General features: G+C 70.5%; 15 protein-coding genes. 12 read left to right on the top strand and 3 right to left on the bottom strand.

Going from position 1 to position 14,042, the window contains the following annotated elements; all coding sequences use genetic code 11:
- Window positions 1-60 precede the first annotated feature (60 nt).
- Window positions 61-303: a ribbon-helix-helix domain-containing protein gene (locus ACFWBQ_RS28075; RefSeq protein ID WP_385501270.1), complete on the top strand. Its 243-nt coding sequence runs from the start codon at window positions 61-63 to the stop codon at window positions 301-303.
- A complete protein-coding gene (locus ACFWBQ_RS28070; RefSeq protein WP_385501267.1) occupies window positions 300-734 on the top strand; it encodes a PIN domain-containing protein in 435 nt (144 codons plus the stop codon). The genes ACFWBQ_RS28075 and ACFWBQ_RS28070 overlap by 4 nt, the downstream gene beginning before the upstream one ends.
- A gap of 8 nt (window positions 735-742) precedes the next feature.
- Here ACFWBQ_RS28070 and ACFWBQ_RS28065 read toward each other — a convergent pair whose 3' ends face one another.
- Window positions 743-910 (bottom strand): hypothetical protein, encoded by a 168-nt coding sequence (locus ACFWBQ_RS28065; protein ID WP_385501266.1) that lies wholly within the window; start codon window positions 908-910, stop codon window positions 743-745.
- A gap of 16 nt (window positions 911-926) precedes the next feature.
- Entirely contained in the window at window positions 927-1,892 is a 966-nt protein-coding gene (locus tag ACFWBQ_RS28060) for a DMT family transporter (protein WP_385501265.1), read from the bottom strand.
- Window positions 1,893-2,033: 141 nt separating this feature from the next.
- On the opposite strand from ACFWBQ_RS28060, the gene ACFWBQ_RS28055 reads away from it, so the two are divergent.
- Entirely contained in the window at window positions 2,034-2,930 is an 897-nt protein-coding gene (locus tag ACFWBQ_RS28055) for a LysR family transcriptional regulator (protein WP_385501264.1), read from the top strand.
- A 69-nt stretch (window positions 2,931-2,999) separates the two neighbouring features.
- The gene (locus tag ACFWBQ_RS28050; protein WP_385501263.1) at window positions 3,000-4,169 is read left to right on the top strand and encodes a serine hydrolase domain-containing protein; all 1,170 of its coding nucleotides are present in this window, start codon (window positions 3,000-3,002) and stop codon (window positions 4,167-4,169) included.
- Window positions 4,170-4,214: 45 nt separating this feature from the next.
- Here ACFWBQ_RS28050 and ACFWBQ_RS28045 read toward each other — a convergent pair whose 3' ends face one another.
- Window positions 4,215-6,023: an LCP family protein gene (locus ACFWBQ_RS28045; protein ID WP_385501260.1), complete on the bottom strand. Its 1,809-nt coding sequence runs from the start codon at window positions 6,021-6,023 to the stop codon at window positions 4,215-4,217.
- A gap of 437 nt (window positions 6,024-6,460) precedes the next feature.
- On the opposite strand from ACFWBQ_RS28045, the gene ACFWBQ_RS28040 reads away from it, so the two are divergent.
- The 8 genes from ACFWBQ_RS28040 to ACFWBQ_RS28005 all read left to right on the top strand — a co-directional run bounded on the left by ACFWBQ_RS28040 (window position 6,461) and on the right by ACFWBQ_RS28005 (window position 13,902).
- Complete coding sequence (locus tag ACFWBQ_RS28040; protein ID WP_385501252.1) at window positions 6,461-7,966, top strand: sensor histidine kinase; 1,506 nt, start codon at window positions 6,461-6,463, stop codon at window positions 7,964-7,966.
- Entirely contained in the window at window positions 7,963-8,415 is a 453-nt protein-coding gene (locus ACFWBQ_RS28035; RefSeq protein WP_385501248.1) for a roadblock/LC7 domain-containing protein, read from the top strand. The genes ACFWBQ_RS28040 and ACFWBQ_RS28035 overlap by 4 nt, the downstream gene beginning before the upstream one ends.
- Window positions 8,412-8,783, top strand: coding sequence for a DUF742 domain-containing protein (locus ACFWBQ_RS28030; protein WP_351165367.1), 372 nt, complete (start codon window positions 8,412-8,414; stop codon window positions 8,781-8,783). Before ACFWBQ_RS28035 ends, ACFWBQ_RS28030 begins: the two co-directional genes overlap by 4 nt.
- Complete coding sequence (locus ACFWBQ_RS28025) at window positions 8,764-9,426, top strand: ATP/GTP-binding protein (protein ID WP_385501242.1); 663 nt, start codon at window positions 8,764-8,766, stop codon at window positions 9,424-9,426. Before ACFWBQ_RS28030 ends, ACFWBQ_RS28025 begins: the two co-directional genes overlap by 20 nt.
- Complete coding sequence (locus ACFWBQ_RS28020; protein WP_385501241.1) at window positions 9,423-10,658, top strand: cytochrome P450; 1,236 nt, start codon at window positions 9,423-9,425, stop codon at window positions 10,656-10,658. The genes ACFWBQ_RS28025 and ACFWBQ_RS28020 overlap by 4 nt, the downstream gene beginning before the upstream one ends.
- Window positions 10,655-11,863: a cytochrome P450 gene (locus ACFWBQ_RS28015; protein ID WP_385501237.1), complete on the top strand. Its 1,209-nt coding sequence runs from the start codon at window positions 10,655-10,657 to the stop codon at window positions 11,861-11,863. The genes ACFWBQ_RS28020 and ACFWBQ_RS28015 overlap by 4 nt, the downstream gene beginning before the upstream one ends.
- Before the next feature lie 97 nt (window positions 11,864-11,960).
- Complete coding sequence (gene serC, locus ACFWBQ_RS28010; protein ID WP_385501230.1) at window positions 11,961-13,079, top strand: phosphoserine transaminase; 1,119 nt, start codon at window positions 11,961-11,963, stop codon at window positions 13,077-13,079.
- 451 nt (window positions 13,080-13,530) lie between these two features.
- Window positions 13,531-13,902, top strand: coding sequence for a hypothetical protein (locus ACFWBQ_RS28005; protein ID WP_385501224.1), 372 nt, complete (start codon window positions 13,531-13,533; stop codon window positions 13,900-13,902).
- Window positions 13,903-14,042: the final 140 nt, after the last annotated feature.

Raw genomic sequence — 14,042 nt, 5'->3', positions numbered from 1 at the left:
GCCGGCCACACCGAGGCGTACCCAGGTGCCCTACGTATGGCAGGTGGTACCCTGTAAGGCATGATAAAGACGACGGTGTACCTTCCGGAGGACCTGGAAGTGCGGCTGGACGCCGAGTCGTCGGCCACCGGGATCAGCAAGGCCGAGCTCATCAGGCGGGGCATCGCGATGCTCCTGGAGAACGCGGAGCGCCCCAAGGGGACCCGCAGGCTTCCGGTCTTCGACAGTGGGCGCCCGCTCAGCCCCGAGGCGATGGACGACACCGTCTACGAGCACATCAAGGAACGAGCAGCGCGCCGTTGATCATCGTTGCTGACACGTCCGCTCTGTATGCCGCCTTCGACGCGGCACAACCGGAGCATCCCGAGGCTGCGGGGATTCTCGAGCACGAGCGGCTCGCCATCTCACCCCTCGTCGTCACCGAACTGGATCGCTTGGTGCACCGGGACCTCGGCTTCCCGGCAGCGATGCAGGTGATGGAGGCGCTGAACTCCCGCATAGCGGACGGCCAGTACAGGCTGGCCGAGCTGAAGCCCGCAGACCTCGGTGCGGCCCATCAGGTGCGCCAGAAGTACGAGGGGCTGCGGCTGGATCTCGCGGACGCGGTGGGCGTCGTCCTCGCGGACCGGTACAGGACCGATCGCCTCTTCACCCTCGACCAGCGGGACTTCCGGGCCATCACACCCCTGACACCCGGTTTCGCCGCGTTCCGCATCCTGCCCGTCGACGCCTGATTCCGCGCCTACTCCGTACGGTCGCCCTCGGCCTGCGAGGGTTCGGTCCGTGGGACGTCCGGGTGCACCTCGGAGGCCGGGCCGCGCTCGGCAGGTTCGTCGCGATCGCCCTCGGCCTGCGAGGGGGTGTGCGCGTACAGCCCGTCGTACTCATCGGTTCCCTTCATGGATCCCATGGGCGGGCCCCCTTCCTCAGCTCCCTTCCATCCTCCCTCTCGGCGACGCGGCGCGCACCGCGCCCATGCTGGCGCCGATGACCAGCGCGATGGCCAGGGCATCGATCGTGGAGAGTGCCTGGTCGAGGATGAGGAAGCCCGCCGTGGCGGCGATGGCGGGTTCCAGGCTCATCAGGATCGCGAAGGTGGGGGCGGGCAGACGGCGCAGGGCCATGAGTTCCAGGGTGTACGGGAGGACCGAGCTCAGCACGGCCACTGCCGCACCCAGGGCCAGCGTGGACGGCACCAGGAGCTTCGAGCCGGCTTCCATGATGCCGAGCGGCAGCGAGAGGACCGCCGCCACCACCATCGCCAGGGCCAGGCCGTCCGCCTGCGGGAAGCGGCGGCCGGTGCGCGCGCTGAAGACGATGTACGCCGCCCACATCGCGCCTGCCCCCAGGGCGTACGCCGCTCCGGCCGGGTCCAGGCGGTCGAAGCCTCCGCCGCTCAGCAGGACGACGCCGCCGAGCGCCAGGCCCGCCCAGACGAGGTTGACCAGGCGGCGGGACGCGATGACCGAAAGGGTCAGCGGGCCCAGCACCTCCAGGGTGACGGCGGCGCCCAGCGGGATGCGGTCAGCGGCCTGGTAGAAGAGCGTGTTCATGCCGCCCATCGCGATGCCGAACGCCACGACCGTGCCCCAGTCCGCACGCGAGTGCCCGCGCAGCTTCGGACGGCAGACGACCAGCAGGACGAGCGCGGCGGCGGCGAGGCGCAGTGTGACCACGCCGAGCGCGCCCGCCTTCGGCATGAGCAGGACCGCGACCGCCGCGCCGAACTGCACGGAGAGCCCGCCCGCGACGACCAGCGCGACCGGCCCCAGGGCCGCCCTGCGGGCACCGGGGCGGCCCGGGCGGCCGTGGCCCGGCTCGTCGAGCGCGGACACCGCCTCCGGTACGGCGACGGCTGCGGCCGGCTCTGCGGCACTGCGCGGGTCGTTCACCTGGGACCTTTCGAAAAGTTCACTGGAGTGCACTGAGGGGTCTACAGTACGGCACCGTTCTCGCGGGCCTCGTCCTCTCACCGTAGGGACGCGCGCGCCTCGCGTGAAATGCCGATTGCGCTCCCGTTATGCTCCCCACGCATGAGCACAGGACAGGGCAGCGGCGGGCGTGGCGGACGCGGTATCGAACTCCGGCATCTACGGGCCTTCCTCGCGATCGCCGACGAGGGCAGCGTCACCCGGGCAGCCACGAGACTCCGGCTCACCCAGCCCGTCGTCTCCCGGACACTCGCGGCCCTGGAGAAGCACCTGGGCATCCGGCTCGTCGACCGGTCCACGCACCATCTCGCCCTCACGACCGAGGGAGTCCTCTTCCGGGACAAGGCCGCCGCCGCGGTCGGCGCCTTCGACGAGGCCGTCGACCCCGGACGGCTGCGCCACCGGCCGCTGCGGCTCGGGCACGCCTGGTCGGCGTTCGGCCCTTACACCACACCCCTGCTGCGGACCTGGCAGCAGCGCCACCCGCAGACCCCGCTCGAACTGAGGCGGATCGACGACCGCACGGCCGGTCTCACCCGTGGCGAGGTGGACGCGGCGCTCCTGCGCGGGCCGGTGGACGCCCCGGGGCTCGTCACCGAGTTGCTGTTCACCGAGAACCGGGTGGCGGCCGTCGCCGCCGACGGACCGCTCGCCGCCCGCCGGTCGCTGTCGCTGGCGGACCTGACCGGCGGCGCCGTCGTCCTGAACACCGTCTCCGGGACCACCACGCCCGACCTGTGGCCCCCGCACGCGCGGCCCGTCGCCACGCTCACCGTCGCCAACACCGACGACTGGCTCACCGCCATCGCCGCGGGACGCGGGGCGGGAGTCTCCGCCGCGTCCACCGCCGATATGCACCCGCACGCCGGGGTCGCGTACAGGCCCCTCGACGACGCCCCGCCGCTGCCCGTCCTGCTGGCCCGGCGGGACGGGCCCGGCCACCCCGCCCTGCCCCAACTGTTCGCGCTCGCACGGGAGATCGTCGACCGCGGGGAATGAAGCGTCCGTTCCCGGCAGTTGGCAGCTGTGCACACACAGACCGAGCCGATCACTCCAGGGGGCATCACCATGTCGGACGAGGACGACACCATCACCGTGCAGGGCACCGTTGCGGCAGGCTTCGAGGGCGTACGGGAGGAGTTCGCCGCCGTACTCGCCGAGGACCATACCGAGCCGGGCGGTCAGCTCGCCGTCCACCACCACGGCCGCCTGGTGGTGGACCTGTGGGCCGGGGACGGGATCACCGGGGATTCGCTGCCCGCGGTGTACTCCTCCACCAAGGGCGCCGCGCACCTCGTGGTCGCCCTGCTCGTCCAGGACGGTGTCCTGGACCTGGACCGGACGGTCGCGTCGTACTGGCCCGAGTTCGCCGCCGAGGGCAAGGGCGAGCTGACCGTGCGCGAGCTGGTCTCGCACCGTTCCGGGGTGATCTGGGCGGACGGCGGACTCAGCGTCGCGGAGCTCGCGGACGACCGGGCCACAGCCGCGCGGCTGGCGGGCCAGCGGCCGTACTGGAAGCCGGGGGCCGAGGCCGGCTACCACGCACTGGTGATCGGCGCCCTCACCGGCGAGGTCGTGCGCAGGGCAACGGGGCGGTCGATCCAGGAGCTGTTCGAGGAGCGGGTCCGCGCCCCGTACGGGCTGGACTTCCACCTGGGCCTGCCGGAGGCGCTCGAACCTCGGTACGTGAGCATCCGGCCCGCCGTGCCCACGGCGGAGCAGGCCGCGGAGGCCGAGGCGAACCCCGTCGACCCGGAGGGCCTGATGGCGCTCGCGTTCGGCTGGACGTCAAACCCTCCGGTCGACCTGGTCGCCTTCGCCAACGACCGCGCCGTCCGTGCACTCGGCCAGGCGTCGGCCGGCGGTGTCGCGTCGGCGCGGGGGCTCTCGGGCATGTACGCGGCGGTGATCTCGGAGGTGGACGGGCGGGCGCCGCTGCTCAAGCCGGAGACGCTGGCCGAGGTCGGCCGGGTGCGGTGGACGGGCACCGATCTGGTGACCGGCGAGCCGGACCACTTCGCGCTCGGGTTCGAGGCGTCGCCGGTGCACTACCCGTCCCTGGGCGAGGGCGCGTTCGGGCACTCGGGGGCCGCCGGGTCCGAGGCGTTCGCGGATCCGGTCCACGGTGTCGCCTATGGCTACACCCGGCGCCGGTTCGCTTTTCCGGGCGGGGCCGCGCCGGAGAACGTGCGGCTGGCCGCGGCGGTGATCCGGGCGGTGGAGCGAGTGCCCGCGTAGCCAGGGGGTGGGGCCTCGCAAGGAGCGCCCCACCGTCCCGTGCCCCTACTTCGCGCAGACCGCCTTGTCCGCCTGGACCTGCTGGATGTCGTCCGGGGCCTTCTGCGGGGCCCCGAGCGGCGTGCCCGCTTCCTTGAAGTCCGGGCCCAGCGTCAGCACCATCGGGTCCATCGCGCCCGCGTCCGTCGTCGTCGGCTTCAGTGCCGCGGCCGACAGGCCCATGAGGTCGGCCAGCCGGCGTGCCTGGTCGGCCTGGTTGGGGCCGTAGACCAACTGGGTCTTCGCCACCTTCTCAGGTGCGTTGGCCTGGTTGGCGGACTTGAGTACGCCCTTCTCGTTCTGCAGCCAGTCCAGCGCCTCCTGCGCGGACCCGGCAGGGGCTCCGCCGTTGAAGACGTCGACCCGTACGTCGGCCGGGTCGGCCATCTCGCCCTTGAGCTTGGCGGCGTCCTTGGCCTTCGCCGCGGCCTTCTCCTTCTTCTCCACCGCGGTGAAGGAGACGTCCTCGCGCATCATCGAGAAGACCTGCGGCGCCTTGGACTCGTCGAGGATGACGGTGGCCTTGTCGTCCGGGTTGTCCAGGACCGGAACCGTGGTGAACGTGATGTTCTTGGGGTCGACCGAGGCCAGTTCCATGCCCAGTTTGCGCAGCTTGTTGATGTCGCCGATCTTGTCGTCGACGGTGAGCGCGCTGGTCGCCGCGTCCGCCAGCGTCCACATCTTGGTGGGGCTGGTCAGGGTGTCGTTGGACTTCAGCTTGCGCATCAGGGAGCCCAGGAACTGCTGCTGGATCTCGATGCGGCTGAGGTCGCTGCCGAATCCGACGGAGTGCCGGGTGCGCAGGAAGGACAGGGCCTGCTCGCCCTGCAGGGTGTGCTCGCCCTTGGACAGCTTCAGGTGCGAGTCCTTGTCGTTGATGTCCTTGGCGAGGCAGACGTTCACACCCCCGACGGCGCTCGTCAGGCTCTTGACCGCATTGAAGTCGGCCACCATGAAGTGGTCGGGCGTGATGCCGGTCAGCTCGGTGACGGTCCGCATCGTGCAGCTGGGGGTGCGCTCCGACTGTCCGAGACTGGTGTTGAAACGCCCGCCGGACGTCCCCGGGATGTCCTTCTCCGAGCCGTCCTCAAGCTTGGTCGGACACTCCGGGATGTCTGTTATCAGGTCGCGCGGGATACTCAGCGCGGTCGCGTTCGTACGGTCCTTGGAGACGTGGAAGAGGATGTTCGTGTCGGCGTGGCCGACGCTGCCCGCGTCGCCGTAGCCCTCGTTCCCCGCGCCGGTCCGCTTGTCGGTCCCGATCACCAGGATGTTGATGGCCCGGTCCTTGCTGAAGCCCCCGGTCCCGGCCCCGTCACTGGAGACGGACGAGATGTTGCCGTTGAAGTGCTGGTAGACGAGGTAGCCCGCGGTACCGACGCCGACCAGCAGGAACGCCAGCACACCGCCGGTCCACACCAGCGCCTTCTTCCTGCCCGACTTCTTCGGCTTCGGCCTGCGGCGCCCCGTCGAGGGCCCGCCCGCCCGGCCCGCGGCGCGCCCGCCCGGCTGCCGCGCGTCGTCCTTGTCCCCGCGACCACCGCCGGACCTGCGTCCACCGCGCTGTCCGGGTACGGAGGTCCCCTCGCCGTCCTGCGGCGTCGCCGGGTTCGAACGGCGGCGCGGGGAGGGCGCGGATGCGGTGCCGCCCGAGGAGGCGCTGCTTCCGGATGTGCTGCCTCTGGGGGAAGCCGGTGCGGATGATCGCCCTGTGGAGGGAGTCAGTCGCAGTTCGTAATCACCGGTGTCCGGGTTGAGTACCCACTGGTCTGCGGGGTCGATGCCCTCGTCCCGCCCACGGCCTTGCGCGTCCACGGTTCTGCGTCCTCCGTCGGGGCCCACGCGGCGCCTCCCCCTCAAGGCGCTCGGTGTGTCATACGGCGGTGCGTGACCTGGGGGTCAGCTGCACCGGAGCGCTCACACTAGCCGCCCGTTCGCCTGTGAGCGACGATCGTGACAAATCAAGCTTCACACAGGGGACATACCGTCACATTCACCACCACTTCACCACCCGTCACGCCGTTCCGTTCGACGGAAGGCGCTCGCAGGGCTCCGCCGCGGCCACTTTCGAATCAGATTTCAAACAGAAGTAACCACAAGGAATCCCCAAACAACTCGTCAATTCTCCTATAGTTGCCAAGACTTGATCAGGAACAATCAGCTCCAGTTGTGGTTCTTTCAGCACAGCCGCACCGTAGCGTCCGCATTGTCCCTTCCCCCCGCCCCGAACCGTCCGCCCCCGAGGACTCCGATTGCGCCCTTCACTCCGGCCAACCGCACTCGCCCTGCTGATCTCGGCAGCCGTCACCGGTTCCCTGTGCCTGTGGGCGGTCGCCGCCGCGCCCACCTCGGTACGGAGCCCGGTCATCTGGGGGGCGAGCACCGCTGCCGTGCTGCTGTGCGCCGCGGTGACCATCACGGTCCGTACGCTCGCCGCCGCGCGCAATCTGCGTGCCCTGCGGGCCGCCGACGCCGAACGCTTCACCGCCGAGACCTCCCGCCTCGTCTCGACCTCCGCGTCGGAGGCCCAGCGCTTCACCGCGGAGACCGCCCGCATCAGAGCCACAGCCGCCGCCGAGACCGCCCGGGTCACCACCGAGGCGCGCGACCGGGTCGCCCAGGTCACCGCCGAGGCCTCCGAACAGAGCGCCCGCCTGACCGCCGAGGCCGAGCGGCTCACCGCCCGCGCCCGGCGCAGTGAGACCGAGCGCTCGGCTGCGATCGCCGCCTGCGCCAACGCCGCGGGCCGGATGCAGGCCCTCGCCACGAGCATGCTGGCCGACCTGCGCGAGATGGAGCACCGGCACACCGCCGAGGACGTGCTCGGCGATCTGCTGCACCTGGACCACCGCACCGCCCAGGCGGGCCGCCTGGCCGACTCCATCGCCGTGCTGACCGGCGCGCGCTCCGGACGCCGCTGGGCGAAGCCGATCGTCATGGAGTCGATCCTGCGCGGCGCCATGGGCCGTATCGGCAGTTACCAGCGCATCCGCCTGCACTCCACCAGTGATGTGGCGATCGCCGGTCACGCCGCCGAGGGCGTCATGCACGCCCTCGCGGAACTCCTCGACAACGCCGCCAACTTCTCGCCGCCCACCGCCGAAGTGCATGTGTACGTCGAGGAGGTCCCGGCCGGCATCGTCGTCACCGTCGAGGACAGCGGTCTGGTGATGAGCGATGTGCAGCTGCGCCGCGCGGAGCGCGCCGTGTCCGCCGAGAACCAGGACCTCACGGCCCTGTCCGGCACCCGGCTCGGCCTCGCCGTCGTCGGCCGGCTGGCCCGCAAGCACGGCCTCACCGTCTCCTTCCGGCCGTCCGCGCGCGGCGGCACGGGCGCGCTGATGATGCTGCCGCAGGAGCTCATCTCCCGTGCTCCGGCTCCCGCGCCCGTTCCGGCTCCCGCGCCCGCCGCCCGACCCGAGCCGGAGCCCGACCACGCAACGGCGGCGACGCCGTCCGCCGCCCCCACGGCGGACACACAGGACCAGGGCTCCCCCGGACCCGTGCCGGGGTCCTCGCCGGAATCCGCATCCGAATCCACCGGTGCCGTCCCCCAGTTCGGTGACAGCGGTCTGCCCAGGCGCCGCCGGGGCCGCACCCTGGCCGCCGCCGAATCCCGTACCGGCAATGCCACCCCCGGCGGAGCCGATTCCCCCAGGCCCCGTACCACCGACCCGAAGGTCCAGGCAGCGCGCTTCAGCACCTTCAGCCAGGCGGTACGAGCCAACTCCCCGCACCCGGAAGGCAACACCCGATGACCGCGACCACCGACGAGAAGCTCAACTGGCTGCTGGAGGGGCTGCTCGACCGCACGCCCGGCGCCCGGCACGCCCTCGTCCTGTCCCGGGACGGCCTCAAGCTGTGCCGTACCCCCGAGCTCTCCGTCGACCAGGCCGACCAGCTGGCCGCGATCTCCGCCGGGATCCAGAGCCTGTCGCACGGAGCGTCCATCGAGTTCGGTGACGGCACGGGTGGCGTACGGTCAGCGATGGCCGAGTTCTACGGCGGTGTGCTGTTCATCGTCGAGGCGGGTGCCGGCGCCCATCTCGCGGTCGTGGCCGCCGAGGAATCCGACGTCGGCCTCGTCGGCCACAACATGAGCGAACTCGTCGAACAGCTCGGCGAGTACCTCGTCGCCCCGCCGCGCACTCCCGCCGAAGCGGTGGACGACGCAGCGGCCACGGCCGTGGAAACCGCGGACGTATGACGTCGGCGCCGCGCCCCCGCCCCGGACGCGACGACGACCCGGACCGGCTGTACACCCTCACCGGTGGCCGCAGCCGGTCCGACTCGGCCGCGTTCGACCTCGTGACGCTCGTGGTGGCCGAGTGCGATCCGAACCCCGGTATGCAGTCGGAGCACGTCGCGATCCTGCGGATGTGCCGGCGCCCCACCGCGGTCGTCGAAATCTCGGCAACCCTGAATCTGCCCGTCAGCATCGTCCGCATCATGCTCTGCGACCTGCTCGACACCGGCCGGATCAGCGCCCGCCATCCCCGTACTGCCCGTGTCGAGGACCGGTTCCCCGACACCGACACCCTGGAACAGGTGCTCGTTGGACTCCGCAACCTCTGACCGTGCCGCCCTGCAGGCGACAGCCGACAACGGACTGAAGATCGTCGTTGTGGGCGGCTTCGGGGTCGGCAAGACCACCATGGTCCGTTCCGTGAGCGAGATCCGTCCGCTCAACACCGAAGAGACCATGACCCGTGCGGGCGAGGCCGTCGACCACCTCGACGGTGTGCAGTCCAAGACGTCCACCACGGTCGCCTTCGACTTCGGCCGGATCACGCTCGACGCGCGCTCGGTCCTCTATCTCTTCGGCGCACCCGGCCAGGAACGCTTCTGGTTCCTGTGGGACCGCCTCTTCTCCGGGACCCTGGGTGCCGTCGTGCTCGTCGACACCCGGCGGCTCGCCGACTCCTGGTACGCGATCGACCGGCTGGAACACCACGGCACGCCGTTCATCGTCGCGTGCAACGACTTCGGCGGCCCGCTCCACACCGAGCAGCAGATCCGCGAGGCGCTGGACCTCTCCCCCGATGTTCCGCTCGTCGAGTGCGACGCCCGGGACCGGTCCTCCAGCAAGTACGTCCTGATCACGCTCGTCGAACACCTCCACGCACTCTCCGTCGCCCGTTCCCGGACCGCCGAGGCGGCCCTGGCAGGAAGCCCGGCTTCGGCGGCGGCCGCAAAGACCCCGGAGCCCACGCCGTGACCCAGTGCCCCGTGTCCCACGGTTCCGTACCCCTGTCCGGGGAGCGGTTCCAGACCGACCCCGTGCAGCTGTACCGGGACCTGCGGCGCGACCACGGCGCCGTGGCTCCGGTCGTGCTCGACGGCGACGTACCCGCCTGGCTGATCCTCGGCTACCGCGAGCTGCACCAGGTCACCAACGACCCGGTGCTCTTCAGCCGGGACTCCGACCTGTGGAACCAGTGGGACAACATCCCCGACACGTGGCCGCTGCTCCCGATGATCGGCCGCAAGCAGCCCTCGATCCTCTACACGGTCGGCGAACGGCACAGCGTCCGGGCCGCGATGATCAGCAACGCGCTGGAAGCCGTCGATCCGTTCGCGCTGAAGCGGTACGCGGAGGAGTTCGCGGACGGCCTCATCGACCGGTTCTGCTCCACCGGCCGGACCGACATCATCGCCGAGTACGCCATGCTGCTCCCCGCCCTGATCCTCGCGAAGCTCTACGGCTTCAGCAACGAGGTCGGCTCCGCCCTCGTCGGCGCGCTCAACGACATGATCGACGGCCGCGAGCGGGCCCTGGCCGGCCAGCAGCTCCTCGGCGCGTCCATGTTCCAGCTCCTGGCCGACAAGCACGCCGAGCCCGGCGACGACGTCGCGACCAGGATGCTGAACGACCCCGGCGGCTTCACCGACGAGGAGGTCGCCCAGGACCTCATGGTCATGATGGCCGCGGGCCACCAGCCGACCGCCGACTGGATGGGCAACTCGCTGCGGCTGATGCTGACCGACGACCGTTTCGCCGCGTCGCTGGCCGGCGGCCGCCACAGCGTCGCCGAGGCCATGAACGAGGTGCTCTGGGAGGACACCCCCACCCAGAACGTGGCAGGCCGCTGGGTCTCCCGCGACACCCATCTCGGCGGACGGCACATCCGCTCCGGTGACCTGCTGCTCCTCGGCATCGCCGCCGCGAACGGCGACCCGCAGGTGCGCACCGACGGCTCCACGCTCACCGGCGGCAACAACGCCTTCCTCTCCTTCGGCCACGGGGAGCACCGCTGCCCGTTCCCCGCGCAGGAGACGGCCGAGGTCGTCGCCCGTACGGGGATCGAGGTGCTCCTGGACCGGCTTCCGGACGTGGACCTCGCCGTCCCCGCGGACCGGCTCACCCGGCGCCCGTCCCCGTGGCTGCGGGGGCTGACGGACCTGCCGGTGCAGTTCACGCCCACTCCCGCCCTTGGAGGACAGAAATGACCCGGATCGTCCTCGATCCCTTTGTCGCCGACCTCGATGCGGAGAGCTCCGCGCTGCGCGCCGCCGGACCGCTGGCCGAGGTGGAGCTGCCCGGCGGGGTGCACTGCTACGCGGTGACGCATCACGCCGAGGCGCGCCAGCTGCTCACCGACAGCCGTGTGGTCAAGGACATCAACGTCTGGAACGCGTGGCAGCGCGGCGAGATACCGATGGACTGGCCGCTGATCGGCCTCGCCAACCCGGGCCGCTCGATGCTCACGGTGGACGGCACCGAGCACCGCAGGCTGCGCGCCCTCGTCGCGCAGGCGCTGACCGTGAAGCGGGTGGAGCGGCTGCGGACGGGCATCGAGGCGCTGACGAACGCGAGCCTGGACCGGCTGGCGGCGCTCCCCAAGGGCGAACGCGTCGACCTGAAGGCCGAGTTCGCCTACCCCCTGCCGATGAACGTCATCAGCGAGCTGATGGGCGTGGACGCGGCCGACCACCCCCGGCTCAAGGAGTTGTTCGAGAAGTTCTTCTCGACGCAGACGCCGCCCCAGGAGGTCCCGCAGATGATGGCGGACCTCGGCGCCCTGTTCACGAAGATCGTCGACGACAAGCGGGCGAACCCGGGCGACGATCTGACGAGCGCCCTGATCGCGGCCTCCGAGGAGGGCGACCACCTCACCAACGAGGAGATCGTCAACACCCTGCAGCTGATCATCGCGGCCGGTCACGAGACCACGATCAGCCTGGTCGTCAACGTCGTCGAGGCGCTCCAGACGCACCCCGAGCAGCGCAAGCGGGTGCTGAGCGGGGAGATCCCGTGGGAGAACGTGATCGAGGAGACCCTGCGCTGGAACACGCCCACCTCGCACGTCCTGATCCGGTTCGCCACCGAGGACGTCGAGGTCGGCGACAAGGTGCTGCCCAAGGGTGAGGCACTCATCGTCTCCTTCGGCGCGCTGGGCCGGGACGAGAAGCAGTACGGGCCGACCGCGGGCGACTTCGACGCCACCCGCTCCCCGAACCGCCACATCGCGTTCGGTCACGGCCCGCACGTCTGCCCGGGTGCCGCACTGTCCCGGCTGGAGGCCGGGGTGGCACTCCCGGCGCTGTACGAGCGCTTCCCGGACCTGGACCTCGCGGTACCGACCTCGGAGCTCCGTAACAAGCCGATCGTGACCCAGAACGACCTGTACGAGCTCCCGGTCGACCTGGGCTGATCTTCCCCACCGCGTCGGCCGTCCGCGGGCCGGAGCGCGCGTCTCATCCGACGGACACGGTCCCGGACCGTGTCCCCGAGGGACTACGCTCCGGCGTGTGGCCGATATCCAGATTCCCGCTGACCTCAAGCCCGCCGACGGACGCTTCGGCGCCGGACCCTCCAAGGTGCGGACGGAGGCGGTCGACGCGCTGGCCGCCACCGGCACCTCTCTTCTCGGTACGTCCCATCGCCAGGCCCCGGTCAAGAACCTGGTCGGCGAGGTACGTGACGGCGTACGCAGCCTCTTCTCCCTCCCCGAGGGCTACGAGGTCATCCTGGGCAACGGCGGCTCCACCGCCTTCTGGGACGTGGCGACGCACGGTCTCATCGAGAACAAGTCCCAGCACCTGAACTTCGGCGAGTTCTCGTCGAAGTTCGCGAAGGCCGCCAAGCTCGCCCCGTGGCTGGCCGACCCCACCGTCATCGCCTCCGACCCGGGCACCCACCCGGACCCGAAGGCCGAGGCGGGCGTCGACGTCTACGCGTTCACCCACAACGAGACCTCCACCGGTGTCGCAGCCCCCATCAAGCGGGTCGCGGGCGCCGACGAGGGTTCACTCGTCCTGGTGGACGCCACCTCCGGTGCGGGCGGCCTGCCGGTCGACATCACCGAGACGGACGTCTACTACTTCGCCCCGCAGAAGTCCTTCGCCTCCGACGGCGGCCTGTGGATCGGCGTGTTCTCCCCGGCGGCCCTGGACCGCGCCGCGCGCGTCCACGCGTCCGGCCGGCACATCCCGGAGTTCTTCTCGCTGCCCACGGCGATCGACAACTCCCTGAAGAACCAGACGTACAACACCCCCGCCCTGGCCACGCTCTTCCTGCTGAACGAGCAGCTGAAGTGGATGAACACCCAGGGCGGCCTGGACTTCACCACCGGCCGCACGGCCGCCTCGTCGCAGAACCTGTACGGCTGGGCCGAGGAGTCCAAGTACGCGACCCCGTTCGTCACCGACCCCGCGAAGCGCTCGCAGGTCATCGGCACGATCGACTTCGCGGACGAGATCGACGCGGCGGCGGTCGCCAAGGTGCTGCGCGCCAACGGCATCGTCGACACGGAGCCCTACCGCAAGCTGGGCCGCAACCAGCTGCGCGTGGCGATGTTCCCGGCGATCGACCCGGCGGACGTCCAGGCGCTGACGGCCTGCATCGACTACGTGATCGAGAAGCTGTAGCGGTTACGCCTACGAGACGGCCCTGCACCCATCACGGGTGCGGGGCCGTTTCTGCTTCACTCGGCGGAATGGCGCATCGCCTGCGGGACGAACGAACCCGGGCACACCGTCCTACGATGATGTTCTCGACACCAGCGGCGTATTCGTCGGCGAAGGCGTCGTACGACGCGGGTGCTCTGGAGAAAGTCGGATCCGGTCACGGTCCGGCAGTGCAGTCGTGGCGTTCCCGTCGATGTGAATGTGCGCACCGGCACCCGAGGTTCGACCGCATACGGCGTTGGGGTGCCGGCGTACAGCCATGGGTACCGAGACACCACCGCAGGTCGGAGGATCCCTCTCCCCGATGGCGTTCGAACAGCACCACCACAGGACAGTTAAGCTCTCACTCGCAGCATGAACCCCTGTGTCAACACTCCGGGGGTTACCTCCCCCTCTCTTTCAGGAGGCCTTTGTGTCCATATACCTCAAGGCGCGCGGTTCTACGCGCCGCCTCGCCCGTACTGCCGCCACGTCGGCGGCAGTTGCCGTAGCTGTTCTCGGCACCACTCTCGCAACCGCGCCCACGGCATCGGCCCTGGACAGCAGCTACTGCACCAAGAACATCACCAACCAGTGGCGGACCGTGGAGGACCTTGCCGGGGCCGCAGTCCGCAGCGGCCCCGGCGAGACGTACTCCAAGCGATACGGCCTCGACTTCGCCGGCCACTTCTGGGCCGTGTGCCAGGCCACCAGCTCCGCGGGAAACACGTGGTACTACGGCAAGGACGACTACGACCGCAAGGGCTGGATCGTGGCCTACAAGACCGGCAAGGGCCGGTACTAGGGCGCGTATCGGGTGGTGATCAATGTGCGGGACTCGCTCTCGGCGATACCCCGTAGCCGTGCCCGGCGTCGACTGATCTGCCGCTGACGGCCCGACACGTGAAGGACCCCGCACCGGCTCCCGGTGCGGGGTCCTTCACG

Origin of the sequence: Streptomyces sp. NPDC060035, from assembly GCF_042736635.1 — a bacterium.
GTDB lineage: Bacteria > Actinomycetota > Actinomycetes > Streptomycetales > Streptomycetaceae > Streptomyces.
This window is presented reverse-complemented; position numbering and strand designations above follow the sequence as displayed.

What these genes read in the sequence shown, in the direction of transcription:
- ACFWBQ_RS28015 (WP_385501237.1), top strand. Translation starts at nt 10,655, where the DNA reads ATGACCCGGATCGTCCTCGATCCCTTTGTCGCCGACCTCGATGCGGAG.
- ACFWBQ_RS28050 (WP_385501263.1), top strand. Translation starts at nt 3,000, where the DNA reads ATGTCGGACGAGGACGACACCATCACCGTGCAGGGCACCGTTGCGGCA.
- ACFWBQ_RS28055 (WP_385501264.1), top strand. Translation starts at nt 2,034, where the DNA reads ATGAGCACAGGACAGGGCAGCGGCGGGCGTGGCGGACGCGGTATCGAA.
- ACFWBQ_RS28035 (WP_385501248.1), top strand. Translation starts at nt 7,963, where the DNA reads ATGACCGCGACCACCGACGAGAAGCTCAACTGGCTGCTGGAGGGGCTG.
- ACFWBQ_RS28065 (WP_385501266.1), bottom strand. Translation starts at nt 910, where the DNA reads ATGGGATCCATGAAGGGAACCGATGAGTACGACGGGCTGTACGCGCAC.
- ACFWBQ_RS28030 (WP_351165367.1), top strand. Translation starts at nt 8,412, where the DNA reads ATGACGTCGGCGCCGCGCCCCCGCCCCGGACGCGACGACGACCCGGAC.
- ACFWBQ_RS28075 (WP_385501270.1), top strand. Translation starts at nt 61, where the DNA reads ATGATAAAGACGACGGTGTACCTTCCGGAGGACCTGGAAGTGCGGCTG.